Source organism: Nonomuraea sp. NPDC051191, assembly GCF_044455665.1.
In the GTDB taxonomy this organism is placed as follows: domain Bacteria; phylum Actinomycetota; class Actinomycetes; order Streptosporangiales; family Streptosporangiaceae; genus Nonomuraea.
The window spans coordinates 476,127-490,017 of the sequence record NZ_JBITEZ010000007.1 but is presented as its reverse complement, the minus strand read 5'-3'; the positions used below and the strand labels follow the sequence as shown (position 1 = coordinate 490,017).

General features: G+C 73.7%; 11 protein-coding genes. 6 read left to right on the top strand and 5 right to left on the bottom strand.

From position 1 onward, the window contains the following. Positions 1-4: 4 nt before the first annotated feature. Genes ACIA8R_RS23185 through ACIA8R_RS23170 form a run of 4 tightly spaced genes read right to left on the bottom strand, consistent with a single transcriptional unit; the run spans position 5 to position 5,872 of the window. Entirely contained in the window at positions 5-2,728 is a 2,724-nt protein-coding gene (locus ACIA8R_RS23185; RefSeq protein WP_397040258.1) for an alpha-mannosidase, read from the bottom strand. Then, the gene (locus ACIA8R_RS23180) at positions 2,719-3,807 is read right to left on the bottom strand and encodes a Gfo/Idh/MocA family oxidoreductase (protein ID WP_357707167.1); all 1,089 of its coding nucleotides are present in this window, start codon (positions 3,805-3,807) and stop codon (positions 2,719-2,721) included. The genes ACIA8R_RS23185 and ACIA8R_RS23180 overlap by 10 nt, the downstream gene beginning before the upstream one ends. Then, complete coding sequence (locus tag ACIA8R_RS23175; RefSeq protein WP_364099770.1) at positions 3,804-4,703, bottom strand: TIM barrel protein; 900 nt, start codon at positions 4,701-4,703, stop codon at positions 3,804-3,806. Before ACIA8R_RS23175 ends, ACIA8R_RS23180 begins: the two co-directional genes overlap by 4 nt. Beyond that, on the bottom strand, positions 4,694-5,872 hold the full coding sequence (locus tag ACIA8R_RS23170) for a CehA/McbA family metallohydrolase (RefSeq protein ID WP_364099772.1): 1,179 nt from the start codon (positions 5,870-5,872) through the stop codon (positions 4,694-4,696). Before ACIA8R_RS23170 ends, ACIA8R_RS23175 begins: the two co-directional genes overlap by 10 nt. Before the next feature lie 225 nt (positions 5,873-6,097). Between ACIA8R_RS23170 and iolC the strand changes: the two genes are divergently transcribed. The 5 genes from iolC to ACIA8R_RS23145 all read left to right on the top strand — a co-directional run bounded on the left by iolC (position 6,098) and on the right by ACIA8R_RS23145 (position 11,672). After that, positions 6,098-7,036: a 5-dehydro-2-deoxygluconokinase gene (gene iolC, locus ACIA8R_RS23165; RefSeq protein WP_397040255.1), complete on the top strand. Its 939-nt coding sequence runs from the start codon at positions 6,098-6,100 to the stop codon at positions 7,034-7,036. Next, complete coding sequence (locus tag ACIA8R_RS23160) at positions 7,033-7,938, top strand: deoxyribose-phosphate aldolase (protein WP_364099778.1); 906 nt, start codon at positions 7,033-7,035, stop codon at positions 7,936-7,938. The genes iolC and ACIA8R_RS23160 overlap by 4 nt, the downstream gene beginning before the upstream one ends. Beyond that, the gene (gene iolB, locus ACIA8R_RS23155; RefSeq protein ID WP_397040253.1) at positions 7,935-8,774 is read left to right on the top strand and encodes a 5-deoxy-glucuronate isomerase; all 840 of its coding nucleotides are present in this window, start codon (positions 7,935-7,937) and stop codon (positions 8,772-8,774) included. The genes ACIA8R_RS23160 and iolB overlap by 4 nt, the downstream gene beginning before the upstream one ends. Continuing rightward, complete coding sequence (gene iolD, locus ACIA8R_RS23150; protein ID WP_397040251.1) at positions 8,771-10,606, top strand: 3D-(3,5/4)-trihydroxycyclohexane-1,2-dione acylhydrolase (decyclizing); 1,836 nt, start codon at positions 8,771-8,773, stop codon at positions 10,604-10,606. The genes iolB and iolD overlap by 4 nt, the downstream gene beginning before the upstream one ends. Before the next feature lie 61 nt (positions 10,607-10,667). Then, a complete protein-coding gene (locus tag ACIA8R_RS23145; protein ID WP_364099787.1) occupies positions 10,668-11,672 on the top strand; it encodes an AI-2E family transporter in 1,005 nt (334 codons plus the stop codon). Here ACIA8R_RS23145 and ACIA8R_RS23140 read toward each other — a convergent pair. Beyond that, positions 11,653-12,246 (bottom strand): PadR family transcriptional regulator, encoded by a 594-nt coding sequence (locus tag ACIA8R_RS23140; RefSeq protein WP_364099790.1) that lies wholly within the window; start codon positions 12,244-12,246, stop codon positions 11,653-11,655. The genes ACIA8R_RS23145 and ACIA8R_RS23140 overlap by 20 nt on opposite strands. A gap of 96 nt (positions 12,247-12,342) precedes the next feature. Here ACIA8R_RS23140 and ACIA8R_RS23135 point away from each other — a divergent pair, with 96 nt between their 5' ends. Beyond that, positions 12,343-13,881, top strand: a complete 1,539-nt coding sequence (locus tag ACIA8R_RS23135) for an FAD-dependent monooxygenase (RefSeq protein WP_397040249.1) — start codon at positions 12,343-12,345, stop codon at positions 13,879-13,881. The last annotated feature ends 10 nt before the right edge of the window (positions 13,882-13,891 follow it).

Below are 13,891 nucleotides of genomic sequence, written 5' to 3'. Positions count from 1 at the left end.
CCGGTCAGCGGAGCTGGACGGTGGCGATCTCCCATGGCTTCAGCGGCAGCCTGAGCGTGCCCTCCTCCGCCTCCAGCGGCTCCTCGGGGCGGCCGGTCAGACCGGCCCGCCTGGCCCTGGTGAAGGCGCCCCGCACGACGGCCTCCGTGTCCGTCTCGGTGAGCGCCACCAGGCGCAGCTCGTGCCAGTCGTCGCGGCGGCGCAGCGAAGTCATCGTCACGCCCTGGCCGGACACCGACAGCCCGGCCGCCGCCGGGGGCTGCGGCAGGTCCCATTCGCCCCTGCCGGGCACGACCAGCAGGTCGTGCCGGAACCTCTCCGCCTCCGGCGGCACGTCCCGCCAGTCCATGTACGGCATCAGCGCCAGCGACACGGTGTGCGGCCCGCGTGACTGCGCCGCCGGGGTCGGGAGCTGCGGACCGGCCGGCTCGGGGCGCAGCGCGTTGTGGTTGCGCGACAGGTAGCCGACCGAGCGGAGCAGCGTGAGCGCCAGCTCGTAACCGTCGTCCAGCAGCTCGTACTCGGTCACGTGCTCCAGCAGCGCGGCCACGCCGCCGGCGGCCACCCAGCCGGAGGCGGGGAAGGTCGGCAGCGGGGTCTCGCCGCAGCCGCCCTCGCTCTCCAGCCCCCGCCTCACCACCGCGAACTGCCCCTCGGCCAGCGAATGGTCGGCATGCCGGGGCAGCGGCACGTGCAACCGCACCCGATGGTCGGCGCACCGGTTGTCGAACGACACCCGCAGCCGGACGAACGGCTCACCCGCCCGCAGCTCGACCCGCATGGTGACCATGACGTCCTCGGTCTCGCCGGTGCGCGCGGGCGGCGGGAGCTGCGGCGAGAACTCGACGCCCTCGCCCGCCGCCGGCCACAGGTACATCCGGGTCACCTCCACGACGGCCACGAGCGGGCCCGGGCAGATGAGCTCCGTGCTGATCGACACCGGCTCGGACACGACCAGGTCGTCCTTGGGGGGCGCGTGGTTGTAGGTGTCGCCGGAGTCGCCCCCGTCCTCGATGCGGCACACGCCGGTGATCGTGCGGCCGTCCTTGCCGAACAGGCCGAGGGTGCCGTCCGGCTCGATCTCGACCCGCAGCAGGCCGTTGTCCAGCGCGCTCTCGTCGGCCTGGACGGGCAGGACCTCGGTGTCGGAGCCGAACCAGCAGTGCTGATGATGCCGGCTCTTCCAGGTCTCCCCCGGCGGCAAGGAGTACGGGACCCCTTCCTCCCCCGGCAGCAGGTTCGTGTGGCCGAGGGCGGGCACCTCGACGAAGGCCGCGACCGTGCGCCGGACCTCGGCCTCGACGCGGACGTACTCCACGCCGTCGAGCGCGCCGCGCAGCTCGGCCGGGTCGAACGGGCCGATCGGCTCGCGGGCCACGGTGAGGATGAGGGTGTCGTCCAGCACCTCCCAGTCGACGATGTGCTGGCCGTACAGCTCGGTGCCGTGCACGTAGGTCAGCACGGTGGCCGGGTCGATGCGCTCGTCCAGCAGGAGCGTCGGCGCGTACTCCAGGGTGTGGGTGGGCACCGGGAGGCCGGCGGGGTCCACCAGCGGTTCCAGACCGGCCATGTCGACGATCACCACGCCGCTGCGGTCGGCCGGCGTCGGGTTGACGACGAGCACGCCGTGGACCGGCACCGCCGCCGCCAGCCGCGCGGTCACCATGTCGCGGACGGCCTGCCCCAGGTGCTCGGCCTCGGCGATGCGCGCGGCGACCTGCTGGGCGGTCTCGTCCACGCCGCAGCCGGTGACCGAGTCGTGGCCGCTCGCGTCCACCAGCCGCCGCCAGGCCATGTCGAGGAACCGGCCGGGCCACGGGCCGCCCCAGAGCGCGGCCAGGGGCTCGGCGTAGCGCTCGACCATGCGCTCGGCCCGGCCCATGGCCTGCTTCACGGCGGCGCGGACGGAGATGACGCCGGGCAGGATGTTGGCGCGGGCGTGCGAGCGCAGCTCGCCGAAGACCTCGGGCAGCCCCGCGGTGTCACCCGGAAATTTCTCGATATAGCCGGACAAGGTGTCCATGCGGGCGCCGATGGCCGCCACCATCTCCGGCAGCCCGCGCACGGGGGCCGAGTGGTCGGTGCCGTACATGGCCAGCAGCTCGCCCTCGGGGCCGTGCCAGGCCCGCATGGACGTGACGAACTCCGCCGCCCGCCCCTCCAGCCCCTTGACGTCGGAGAACAGGTGGGCGCCGTTGCCGTAGCCGCCCTCGGGCAGGTACTGGGTGCGGATCGCCGTGCCGTCGGGAGCCACCCAGGCGAAGGCGTCGGTCGTCACCGACGAGGGCACCCCGCGGTAGACGCAGGCGTGCTCCAACCCGGCCCGCCGCAGGATCTGCGGCATCTGGGCGGCGTGGCCGAACATGTCGGGCAGGTAGCCGACCCGCATCGCGCCGCCGAGCTTCTCCGCCCCGGCCAGCCCGAGTTCGAGGTTGCGGACGATGTTCTCGCCCGAGCACAGGAACTCGTCGAGCAGGATCTGCCACGGCCCCACCGCCAGCCGTCCGGACTCGACGAGCGCGGCGACGCGGTCCCGGTTCTCCGGGCGGACCTCCAGGTAGTCGTCCACGCAGGCGAGCTGGCCGTCGAGGGTGAAGTGGTAGGCGGGCTCGGCCTCCATGGTGTCGAGCACCTCGTCGAGCAGGTCCACCAGCCTCAGGCGGAAGCGCTGGAAGGGCTCGTACCACTCTCTGTCCCAGTGTGTGTGCGGAACGACCACTATGTCCATGCCGCCGCCTCCCCTCCGATGGGCAGCCGATGCTGGACGGCGTAGCGGGCGGCGATCCGCTGAGCCGTCACGATGTCCTCCAGTGCGCCGCCCGCGTCGGTGATCGGCGGGCTGCCATCGTTCACATAAGCATGGAAGGCCGTCAGTTGTACCTCGAACGCCTCGGTCACCTCGCGGTGCTCGGCGCGGGTCTCGGCCCCGGAGACCACGGTGAGGGTGGTGGGCGCGTTCATCAGGTAGGGGGTGGGGAAGGCCAGCTCGAACGTGCCCTCTTCGTGGTGGATCGCGACGGTCTCGCGGTAGGCGGGGTAGTCGTCCAGGTAGTGCCAGCGGATGTGGAAACGGCCCGCCACGGGCAACGGCCCGGAGATCTCCAATGAGCCGGGCGTCGGCCCCCAGCTCTCCACGTACGAGATCTCCTCGGGCGAGCCGGTGAAGCGCCGCAGCAGCGACAGGTCGTGGCAGATCGACCCCAGGGAGACCGCGTACACGTTGCGCAGCGACTCCGGGGCCGCCTGGCCCAGCGCCCGGGAGACGAGCGCGTCCTCGGCCTCGCGCAACGCCCCGAGCACGCCGGGCTCGACGTCGCCGGCCCGCGTCAGGTTCGCGAACGCCAGCTGCGACTCCCCGCTCGGATGCAGCACGGTCACCTCGACCGACCGGATGGCCGCCGGCCCGCCCAGCTCGTCCAGCAGCGCGGCGGCCCGGCGCACGGCGGGGTCGTACTGCTTCATGTAGCCGACCATCAGCCGTCCCTCGGGCAGCGCCGCCACCTCGGCCCTGGTCAGCGCCAGCGGCTTCTCGCACAGCACGGCGTACCCGGCGGCCAGCGCCCGGCGCACGGTCTCGCCGTGGGAGCCGGAGGCCAGCACGATCACGGCCTCGAAGCCGCCGTCGGACAACATCTCCGCCAGGTCGGTGTGGCGCCGGGGCGCGCCCAGCCGGTCGCCGACGGCGTCGGCCAGCGTGCGCGACAGGTCGCAGACGGCGCTCACCTCGAACAGGTCCCGCCGCCTGGACAGCAGCGGCACGTAGACCGCCTGGGTGACGGCCCCGCACCCGACCAGCGCGATCTTCACAGGCCCAGCTCCCTCAGCCGGTCGCGGTTGGCCGCCTGGTCGGCGATGTTCCGCTCGACCGGCCGACGGCCCGGCATCGTGTCCTGCTCGACCACGATCCAGCCCTCGTAGCCGATGGCGTCGAGCGCCGCCACGACCGCGGGCAGGTCGAGCTCGCCCGCGCCCAGGCGGGTGAAGCCGCCCCTGCCCATCAGCTCGCGCAGGTCGGCGCCGTCGTCGAGGGCCTGGGCGAGGATCTTGGTGTCGCCGTCCTTGACGTGCACGTGCCCGATCCGGCCGGCCCAGTCGCGCAGCGCCGCCACCGGGTCACCGCCGGCCAGCAGCAGATGGCCGGTGTCCAGGCAGAGCTGCACGTCGGTCAGCTCCAGGAGGCGCTCGACGTCGCCGGGGGTCTCGACGTAGGTGCCGAGGTGGTGGTGGAAGGCGGGTTCCAGGCCGCGTTCGCGGCAGCGGTCGGCGGCCTCCTGGACGCGGGCGGCGTACCCGGGCCAGTCGGAGGCGGGCAGCCCGGGGGCGCTCCCGCCGGGCCTGGCGAACCTCTCGGGCGAGCCCGAGCAGGCCAGCGTGGGCCGAGGCGCGAACGGCGCGGGCGCCTCGGGCGCGGCGGTGAACACGTCGAGCGCGGCCTCCAGCGCGGGCAGCCCCCGCCGGTACGCCTCGGCGTCGCCGTAGCGCAGGTCGACCCAGCCGCCGGCGAGCAGCAGGCCGTGCGCCGCCAGCCGGGCGGCCAGCTCGGGGCCGGTGCCGAGGTAGCCGATGGGCCCGGAGTCGATGCCCTGGTAACCGGCCTCGGCCAGCGCGCGGACCATCTCGTCGGGGCCCAGGGGCGGCGGCGCGTCGCTGAGTTCGAAGACGCCGAAGCTCACCGGCGCGTTCGCGACTCTCCTCACTCGCATAGGGCGATCACCTCGTTCTCGTAGGTCTCCAGGCGGTGGCGTCCCTCGGCGGCCGGCAGCAGCACCCGCTCGCCGCGGACGGCCTGGCGGGCGCCACCTGGGCGGACCAGCACCAGGCCGTCGGCGTCGAGCGCGAGCAGTTCGTCGCCCAGTCGGAGCAGCAGTGGCGCGTCCGGCCCGGCCGAGACCGCGGTGCGCCCGGCGCGTACGCCGTCGAGCACCGCGCCCGGCTCCTCGGCCAGCACCCACGTGGTCGGCGCGCCCGGGAGCCCGTCGCTGCCGTCGCGGTGGAAGTCGCTGCCGCCGATCGCCACCACGTCGTCGCGCCAGGCGTCGGCCCAGGCCAGCGGCGCTCCCCAGCGGCGGTCCCACCATCCGGAGCTCCACACCTCGGCCACCCTCGGACGTTCGGCGAGGGGCAGCAGCCAGGCGCAGTCGCCGCCCAGCGGGTGGTTGATGGAGATCAGGCCGCCCGCGCGGCCGGCGTGCTCGGCCCAGGAGTCGGCGGGCCGCCGGAAGTCCACCCAGCCGACCTCGCCGAACACGTTGGCGTGGCCGCGGTCGGTGGTGACCTCCTGGCCGGGGATGAGGGTGACGCCGCGGTCGGTCGCACGCAGCCAGGGGTGGTGGCTGACGGTGTTGTGGTCGGTGACGGCCAGGAAGTCCAGGCCCCGGCCGCGGGCCAGCTCGGCCAGCTCGGCGACGGTGAGCGAGCCGTCGCTGTGGACGGTGTGCGCGTGGAAGTCGCCGGCGAACCAGCGCAGCCCACCGACGTCGGGGACGTCCCTGCGCGGCGGCCGTTCGCCGGGCGGCGGCTCGGCGGCGACCGGCTCGGACGGGGCCGTGCGCAGGACCGAGACCTCCAGGATGAAGTCGAGCCCCTGCGGCGGCACGCGGTGCAGCCCGAGCCACACGTGCCAGGTTCCGGGCTCGGGGTCGCCGGGCAGGTAGCCGGGGGTGGCCCAGTCGCGGGTGATCGTGAACTCGGCGCGCGCCCCTCCCGACCAGCCGCGGAAGCCGTCGGGTGAGCCGCAGCCGAGGTCGAGCACGCCCTGGGACCGGTCGTAGTCGAGCCGCACGGTGACGGCCCCGGACCCGGCGGGCACCTCGAAGGGCAGCTCGCGCAGCGCCCGTTCGAGGCGGTCGTCGAGGCTCCAGTGGCCTTTCACGCCACTCCGCCCTTGCCTGAGGCGGGGCGGAAGGAGAGCTTGGTGGTGTGCTGTTCGTGGTGGACGCCGTTGGGGACGAACATGAGCGAACCTCCTCACCGTCCGACACTACAGAAGTGAGGTGACGGGGGCCCGGCCTGAACGATCATTCCTAACTTAGCGGACATCCTTATGTCATGACAATATGCCATAGTGTCGAGATAGGGTCCGTCCTCTGGAGGTGCGTTGTACGACCTGATCACGATCGGCCGCTGCGGCGTCGACGTCTATCCGTTGCAGACCGGCGTCGGGCTGGCCGACGTCGAGACCTTCGGCAAGTTCCTCGGCGGCAGCCCGACCAACGTCGCCGTCGCGGCGGCACGCCATGGGCTGCGCTCCGCGGTGATCACCGCGGTGGGCGCCGACCCCTTCGGCGCCTACGTACGACGGGCCATCCGCGACTTCGGCGTGGACGACTCCCACGTCAGCGTCATCGAGGGCCCGGCCACCCCCGTCACGTTCTGCGAGATCTTCCCGCCCGACCACTTCCCGATCTACTTCTACCGCGGCGAGCACCCGCCCGACCTGCGTCTCACCCCCGGCCACCTCGACCTCGACGCCATCCGCGCGACCGGCCTGTTCTGGTTCTCGCTCACCGGCCTGAGCAAGGAGCCGAGCCGCGCGGCGCACGCCGCCGCCCTGTCGGCCCGCACCTCCGGCTGGACCGTGTTCGACCTCGACCACCGCCCGGCGCTGTGGGAGTCGCGCGAGGCCGCCCGCGCGGCGGCGCGCGAGGCGCTGCCGCACGCGAACGTGGCGGTCGGCAACCTCGACGAGGTGGAGAACGCGGTGGGCGTGCGCGACCCGGAGGCGGCGGCGAGGGCGCTGCTCGACGCCGGGGTCCGGGTGGCGATCGTCAAGATGGGCCCGGCCGGGGTGCTCGCCCGCACGGCCACCGAGACCATCGTGGCCGAGCCGGTCGAGGTGAAGGTGGTCAACGGCATCGGGGCCGGGGACGCGTTCGGCGGCGCGGTCTGCCTCGGGCTGCTGCGCGGCTGGCCGCTGGAACGCACGATCCGCTTCGCCAACGCCGCCGGGGCCTTCGTGGCCGCCCGCCTGGCCTGCGCCGACGCCATGCCCACCACCGACGAGGTGCACGAACTGCTGGACGAGGTGCCCACGTGAGCGACCTCACGCTGCCGGGTACGGCCCGCTACGAGTGGCTCACGCGCGTCCGCGCGACGCGCCCCGAGGAGATCGCCGCGGCCGCCGCCCGCCGGCGACGCCGGAGGATGCCCGAGGCGGACGAACGGCTGCTGATCATCGCCGCCGACCATCCGGCCAGGGGCGCCCTGTCCGTACGCGACCGCCCGCTGGCCATGGGCAGCCGCCACGACCTGCTCGACCGGCTCCAGACGGCCCTGGCCCGGCCGGGGGTGGACGGCATCCTCGCCTCCCCCGACGTCCTGGAGGACCTGCTCCTGCTGGGCGCACTGGAGGGCAGGCTGGCGTTCGGCTCGATGAACCGGGGCGGCCTGCAGGGCTCGGTGTTCGAGCTGGACGACCGCTTCACCGGCTTCGACCCCGAGGCCATCGACTCGATGCGCCTCGACGGCGGCAAGATGTTGTGCCGCATCGACCCCGGCGACCACGCGACGGCCGCCACCCTGGAGTCGTGCGCCCACGCGGTGACCGGGCTGGCCCGCAGGCGGCTGGTGGCCATGGTGGAGCCGTTCTGGGCGGCGCGCTCGGAGTCGGGCGTGCTGCGCAACGACCTGTCCCCCGACGCCGTGATCCGCTCGATCAGCGTCGCCCAGGCGCTCGGCGCCACCTCGGCCCACACCTGGCTGAAGATCCCCGTGGTGGCCGAGATGGACCGGGTGATGGCCGCCACCACGCTGCCCACGCTGCTCCTCGGCGGCGACCCGCCCGACATCGGCGCGGCCTACGCCGACTGGCACCGCGCGCTGGCCCTGCCCGGCGTGCGCGGCCTGGTCGTCGGCCGCGCCCTGCTCTACCCATCGGACGACGACGTGGCGGCTGCGGTGGACGGCGCCGCCGCCCTGGTGAGAGAGGCACACGCATGACCTACCTGCCCTACGGCAAGGCCGCCGGCGGCCCCTGGTCGGTGGAGATCACTCCGTCGCTGGCCGGATGGACGTACTCGGGGCTGCGGGTGGCGGACCTGACCGGCGCGCCGCTGGAGTTCGACACCGGCGAGGAGGAGATGATCGTCCTTCCGCTGGCGGGGTCGTGCACGGTCGAGGTCGCCGGGGAGACGTTCGTGCTGGCCGGGCGCGGCTCGGTGTTCGAGGGGCCGAGCGACTTCGCGTACCTGCCGATCGGCGTCCGGGCCACGTTGAGCGGCTCGGGACGCATCGCGCTGCCGTCGGCCCGCGCGACCCGGGTGCTGCCGCCGCGGCACGTGCCCGCCTCCCGGGTGCCGGTGGAGATCAGGGGCGCGGGGCAGGCCAGCCGGCAGGTGAACAACTTCTGCGCCCCCGGCGTGTTCGACTGCGACAAGCTCATGGCCGTCGAGGTGCTGACGCCGGGCGGCAACTGGTCGTCCTATCCGCCGCACAAGCACGACACCCCCAACCCCGGCGAGGCGGTGCTGGAGGAGGTCTATTACTTCGAGGTCGCCGGCGACGGGCTCGGCTACCAGCGCGTCTACTCCTCCGAGCGGGGGCAGGTCGACACGCTGGCCGAGGTCTCCTCCGGCGACGTCGTCCTGGTCCCGTACGGCTACCACGGGCCCTCCATGGCCGCCCCCGGGTACGACCTGTACTACCTCAACGTGCTGGCGGGCCCGGCGGAGGAGCGTTCGATGGCGTTCTGCGACGATCCCCGGCACGCCTGGATCCGTTCGTCCTGGTCGGGCCAGGACATCGACCCGAGACTGCCGTTCGGGGGGCGCGCATGACCCGGTTGACCGTCGCGCAGGCCGTCGTGCGCTTCCTGGCCGCCCAGTGGAGCGAGCGGGACGGCGTGGAGCGCCGCTTCTTCGGCGGCTGCTTCGGCATCTTCGGCCACGGCAACGTCGCCGGGCTCGGCCAGGCGCTGGCCACCGGCGGCGAGGAGCTGCCCTACCACCTGGCCCGCAACGAGCAGGCCATGGTGCACACGGCCGCCGCCTACGCCCGGACCGCCAACCGGCTGGCCACGCTGGCCTGCACGACCTCGATCGGCCCCGGCGCGACGAACATGATCACGGGGGCGGCCGGCGCGACCGTCAACAGGCTGCCCGTGCTCCTGCTGCCCGGCGACGTCTTCTCCACCCGCGTCGCCAACCCGGTGCTCCAGGAGCTGGAGGACCCGCGTTCGTACGACGTCTCGGTCAACGACTGCTTCAGGCCGGTCTCGCGGTACTGGGACCGGATCAACCGTCCGGAGCAGCTGCCGGCCGCGCTGACGGCGGCCCTGCGGGTGCTCACGGACCCGGCCGAGACCGGCGCGGTGACGCTGGCGCTGCCGCAGGACGTGCAGGCCGAGTCCTGCGACTGGCCCGAGGAGCTGTTCGCCCGCCGGGTGTGGCACGTGCCGCGCCCGCGGCCGGACCGCGCCGCGCTGGCCAGGGCGGCCGAGCTGATCAGGTCGGCGGCCCGTCCGCTGATCGTCTCGGGCGGCGGGACGATCTACAGCGAGGCCACCGCCGAACTGGCCGCCTTCGCCGAGGCGCACGGCATCCCGGTCGCCGAGACCCAGGCCGGCAAGGGGTCGCTGCCGCACGGCCATCCGCTGGCGATGGGCGCGGTGGGCGCGACCGGCACCACCGCGGCCAACGCGCTGGCCCGCGAGGCCGACGTGATCATCGGGATCGGCACCCGCTACAGCGACTTCACCACCGCGTCGAGATCGCTCTTCGCGGCGGACGCCAGGTTCGTGAACGTCAACATCACCGCCTTCGACGCCGCCAAGCTGTCAGGGCTGCAACTGGTCGCCGACGCCCGGGAGTGCCTGACCGACCTGACCGCGGCCTGCGCCGGCCGGCGCCCCGACGACGCCTACCTGGCCAGGGCCGCCGAGCTGTCCCGCGACTGGGACGCGAGCGTGGACCGCGCGTACTCCCTCGACGGCTCCCCGCTGTCGCAGGCGGCGATCATCGGCGCCGTGAACGCGGCGGCGGGCGCGGACGGCGTCGTGGTGTGCGCGGCCGGGTCCATGCCGGGCGACCTGCACAAGCTGTGGCGGCCGAGCGGCCCCGGCAACTACCACGTCGAGTACGGCAACTCCTGCATGGGCTATGAGATCGCGGGCGGCGTGGGCGTCAAGATGGCCGCGCCGGAGCGCGAGGTGTTCGTCCTGGTGGGTGACGGGTCGTACCTGATGATGGCGCAGGAGCTGGTCACCGCGGTCGCCGAGGACGTGAAGCTGGTCGTCGTCCTGGTGGACAACTCGGGTTTCGCCTCCATCGGGCGGCTGTCGGAGAGCGTCGGCGCGCGCCGCCTGGGCACGTCCTACCGCTCCCGTACGGGCGGCCCGCTGCCGGTCGACCTGGCGGCCAACGCCGCGAGCCTGGGCGCGGCCGTGCTGCGTCCGGAATCGCTCGCCGACCTGCGCAAGGCCCTGGAGGAGGCCCGCTCGTCCGCCGGGACGACCGTCGTGTACGTGCGCACCGACCCCATGGCCGACGACGCCCCCTCCTCGCAGGCGTGGTGGGACGTGCCCGTCGCCGGGGTGGGCGCGGCGGCCGAGCGGGCGGCGTACGAGGAGGCCAAGCGGTCGCAGCGCGCGCACCTGAGCCCGCCGTCCTGACCAGGGTTGCCCTCGATCACCGCCGGGAAGGCCACTGACCAGGCACGATCGGGGGTTGGACATGAGGCCGTGGCGGGTGCTGGGGTGGATCGCGATCATCGCGGTCGCCTTCTTCTGCCTCTATCACCTGCGCACGGTCGTCATGTCCGTGATCATCGGCGTCTTCCTCACGGCGCTGCTGCACCCGCCGGCCCGCTGGCTCACCTCCCGCGGGCTCGGCCCGGCGCTGGCCACCACGATCGTCTTCGTCGGCGGTCTGCTGCTGGCCGGCGCGCTCATCGCGCTGCTGGTGCCGCCCACGGTGGACAGCCTGAGCGAGATGCGCACCAGCCTGGGCAAGGCGTTCGGCGACCTGCACGGCCTGGCCGCCCGGTTCGGGCTCGACGACCAGCGGCTGCTCGCGCAGGCCAGGGAGTACGTGTCCAAGCAGGGCAGGCAGATCACCAGCGGCGCCATCGCCGGGGTCAGGACGGCCGGCGAGATCGTCGTCGGCGCGGTGCTCGCGGTCATCCTGTCGGTGTACTTCGTGCACGGCGGCGAGCGGCTGTTCGCCTGGATCGTCGATCTCGTGCCCGAGGGGGCCAAGGCGCGCTGCCGCGACACCGGCACGTTGATCTTCGCGGTGATCGGGCGCTACATCCGCGGGGTGGCGATCGTGGGCGTGGTCGACGGGTTCTTCATCGGGCTCGCGCTGTGGATCCTCGGCGTGCCGATCGCGCTGCCGCTGGCCGTGCTGACGTTCGTGGGGGCGTTCCTGCCGGTGGTGGGGGCGTTCATGGCCGGGCTGCTGGCGGCGGTGGTGGCACTCGTGGCCAAGGGGTGGCTGGTGGCGCTGATCGTGGTCGCGGTGACGGTGGCGGTGCAGCAGCTCGAAGGGCACGTGCTGGCGCCGCAGGTCTACGGCAAGGCGCTCGACCTACCGGGAGCGGTCATCCTGGTCGCGATCACGGTGGGCAGCGTGATCGCGGGCATCACCGGGGCGTTCCTGGCCGCACCGGTGACCTCGGTGCTCGTCGCGCTGCTGCGGCGGCCCGCGGCCCATCTGATCACTCCCGGGCCGCGCTGACCTCCTCAAGCTGCTCACGCGACCACTCGATCCGCCCCTCCCGCAGGTCGGCGATGACGGCGCGGAGCCAGCGGGCCTCGGCCGCCGTCACCTCGCGCAGGTATTCGCACTCCAGCATCGTGACCCGCGGCAGGCCCTCCTCGGCCAGGCCCGACTCCAGCTCGGCGAGCGTGCGCTCCACGGCCGCCGCCCGCCGCTCCAGCGCATCGGCCAGCCCGCCGGGGCCGAGCAGCATCGCGTTCGCCAGCGCCGCGGGGAACTGCGGGAACTCCTGTTTTGGACGGCTGAGCATGTCGTCCATCCAGGTCAGCAGCCGCTCGCGGCCAGCGTCGGTGATCTCGTAGACCGTGCGCTCCGGGTACTGCTGGTCGCGCCCGGTCTCCCTGACCCTGATCAGCCCGGCCTCGCCCAGCCGGTCGATCGTGCGGTAGAGCCCGGCCCGCTGGCCCACGTTGACCACCAGGTCCTTGCCCCACTGCTTGAGCAGCCGCTGGATGCCGTACGGGTGCAGGGGCTGGTGGTTCAGCAGGGTGAGCACGGTCAGAGCGAGCGGCGAGCCGCGGTCGAGCGCCATGGGTTCACTTTATCGTTCGGCGAGACTAGTTGACTTGCTACTAGTTGCAATGCAACTATCGAGCCCATGACCACAGCAGACCGCCCAGAGGGCGTCATGACCGAAATTCCCGTGCTGATCGTCGGCGGCGGCTACGCCGGGCTCACCGCCGCCCTGTTCCTGTCGCACCACGGGGTGCCCTGCGTGCTCGTCGACCGCCACCCCGGCGTGTCGCTCCTGGGCAGGGCGCGCGGCATCACCCCGCGCACGATGGAGATCTACCGGCCGTTCGGCCTGGAGCAGGCCGTCAAGGAGGCCGGACGGCCCTTCGACGAGGAGGGGGGCGTGGCCCGCTGCGCGACGCTGGCCGGCGAATGGCAGTGGCTCTTCGAGGGCGGCTCCTCCCGGGCGATGCCCGAGCTGACCGCGGGCGAGTACGGCATGGCCGACCAGAGCACGGTCGAGCCGGTCCTCGCCGAGGCCGCCCGCGCCCGGGGCGCCGACCTGCGCTTCGACACCACGTGCCGGTCGGTCGAGCCCGACGCCGACGGCGTCACGGTGGTGACCGAGGACGTTCGCACCGGCGAGCGCCGGACCCTGCGCGCCCGCTACCTGATCGCCGCCGACGGCTACCGCGGCACGATCAGGGAGCAACTGGGCATCGCCCGCGAAGGGCACGGCGTCCTGCGCAACTACCTGTCCTTCGTCTTCAGGGCCGACCTGTCGGAGCTGGTCACCAAGCGGGCGCTGTTCTGGATCCTCGGCGCGCCCGGCGGGACGGCCTCGGGCGCGATGGTCTCCCACGCGCTGCCGAACCATTGGGGCATGGCCCTGACGTACGACCCCGCGTCCGAGTCGCCGGCCGACTTCACCGACGAGCGGCTGGCCGCCTCGGCCAAGGAGCTGATCGGCCGCGACCTGCCGGTGGAGATCGTCAGCAGGGCCGCGTGGGAGGAGGCGGTGGGCGTCGCCGCCCGCTACCGCGAGGGGCGGGTCTTCCTGGTCGGCGACGCGGCGCACGTCTGGCCGCCGGCCGGCGGGCTGGGCGCCAACTCGGCCGTCCAGGACACGCACAACCTGGCCTGGAAGCTGGCCGCCGTGCTCGACGGCCGGGCCGGCGACGCGCTGCTCGACACCTACGAGGCCGAACGCCGCCCGGTGGCCCTGACGCTGGCCGACCTGACCGTACGCAGCCAGGCGGCCAGGTTCGGCCCCGGCCAGGAGGACGACCCGCTGGACCACGTGCTGGCGATCTTTGGACAGCGCTACCGGTCGTCGGCCATGGTCGGAGCCACGCACGAGACGGTGCTCGGCGACGCGGTGGCCCAGGGCGCCCGTCCCGGCACCCGCGCCCCGCACCTCTGGCTCGACCGGGACGGCGTGCGCATCGGCGTCCACGACCTGTTCCACGACGCCTTCGTCCTGCTGTGCGGCCCCGGCGGCGCCGACTGGGCGCGGGCCGCCGGCCCCGGCGTACGGGTCCACCAGGTGGGCGCGGACGTGCTCGACGTCGAGGGCGCCTGGGCCGCGCGCTACGGCGACGCCGCCGCCGTCCTGGTCCGCCCTGACGGCTACGTGGCCTGGCGGGCCGACGGGCCGGCGGTCGAGGGCGAGGTCGGCAGGGTGCTCGCCCAGGTGCTCGGATCCGGCACATGACCGTCATATG